Origin of the sequence: Oscillibacter sp. KLE 1745 (assembly GCF_000469445.2) — a bacterium.
Lineage (GTDB): Bacteria > Bacillota > Clostridia > Oscillospirales > Oscillospiraceae > Oscillibacter > Oscillibacter welbionis.
The window spans coordinates 342-1,741 of the sequence record NZ_KI271709.1; the positions used below are offsets into that span (position 1 = coordinate 342).

Here is a 1,400-nt window from a genome sequence, read left to right on the forward strand (position 1 = left end):
CCGGCAGCAGGATCTTCAGCAGGGTGCCGTCCTCCTCGGCCTCCACGTCGTTGGTCAGCTTATCGGTCGCCACGGAGAACAGGATGTCCCCCTTCTTGACGGTGTCTCCCTCTTTGAACTTCCACTCTTCAATGGTGCCCTCGGTCATCGTCAGACCCAGCTTGGGCATCAGAACTTCAGTTGCCATAATTTCTGTCCTTCTTTCATGAACTTACCCAAAAACCGCCTGTGATTCGGCCTTTGAGTTGTTTGGATCGTCAAATTTTGGACAATGACCCCTCAAAGGGAACCCGGCACAGGCCGGGTTCCCTTGAATGGGTTGTTTGATCTCACACCAGGAGCATGTAGGGGTTCTCCAGCAGCTCCGCGATCCGCTTGAGGAACTTGGAGGCCATCACGCCGTCGATCACGCGGTGGTCGGCAGTCAGGCTCAGGTTCATCATGGTCCGGATCACGATCTCGCCGTTGCGCACCACAGGGGTATCCACCATGTCGCACACGCCCAGAATCGCCAGCTCAGGCTGGTTGATGATGGGGGAGAAGCTGGTGATGCCATAGGGCCCGAGGCTGGAGATGGTGAAGGTGCCGCCGGTCATGTCCTCCATGCCCAGCTTGCCGGTGCGGGTGGCCTCGATCAGAGCCTCCGTCTCCTGGGCGATCTGTGCCAGGGACTTCTCCTCGCAGTTCTTCACGTTGGGCACGATCAGGCCATCGCCCTTGGCGACCGCCAGGCCCATGTTCACGTGCTTGTGGCGGGTCAGCATATTGTCCGCGAAGCTGGCGTTCACGTCGGGGAACTCGGTCAGGGCCTTGGCAACCACCTTCATCAGGATGTGGTTGTAGGTCAGCTTGATCCCCTGCTCCTTCAGGCCGTCCTTCAGCTTGGCCCGCAGGTCCTTCATGGCCGTGACCTCCACCGGACGGGTGTAGGTGACCCGCGGAGAGGTGTGCCAGGAGTTGGTCATGTTGGCAGCGATGCTGCGGCGCAGCGGATTCACCTTCACAGGCTTCTCGTCGTTGCTCTCAACAGCGGCAGCGGCCTCAGCGGCAGGAGCTGCGGCTGCACCCACACCGGCGGCGGCCAGCACGTCCGCCTTCATCACGCGGCCCTGGACGTCCAGCTTGCTGACGTCCACGCCCAGCTCGGCAGCCAGCTTGGCAGCCATGGGGCTGGTCTTGGGACCGGCCACAAAGTTCTCCACGTCCTTGGCCACCACGGTCCCGTTGGGGCCGGTGCCGGGGATCTGGGAGAGGTCATAGCCCTTTTCCTTCGCCAGCTTCTTGGCGTAGGGAGTCGCCAGCACGTAGGCACCGGCGGGACGGTCCGCATGGGCCGTGGGGGCGGCGGCAGGAGCCGCGGCAGAGGCTGCGGACGGCGCAGCGGCAGGAGCAGCAGGCGC

General features: G+C 62.8%; 2 protein-coding genes. Both read right to left on the reverse strand.

Annotation, left to right across the window (positions count from 1 at the left end; genetic code table 11):
- The coding region (locus HMPREF1546_RS05890) for a biotin/lipoyl-containing protein (protein WP_021748858.1) at window positions 1–187 on the reverse strand (187 nt) is incomplete at its 3' end.
- Window positions 188–329: 142 nt separating this feature from the next.
- Window positions 330–1,400, reverse strand: a 1,071-nt coding sequence (locus tag HMPREF1546_RS05895) for a dihydrolipoamide acetyltransferase family protein (protein ID WP_021751770.1), incomplete at its 5' end; no start/stop codon positions are given.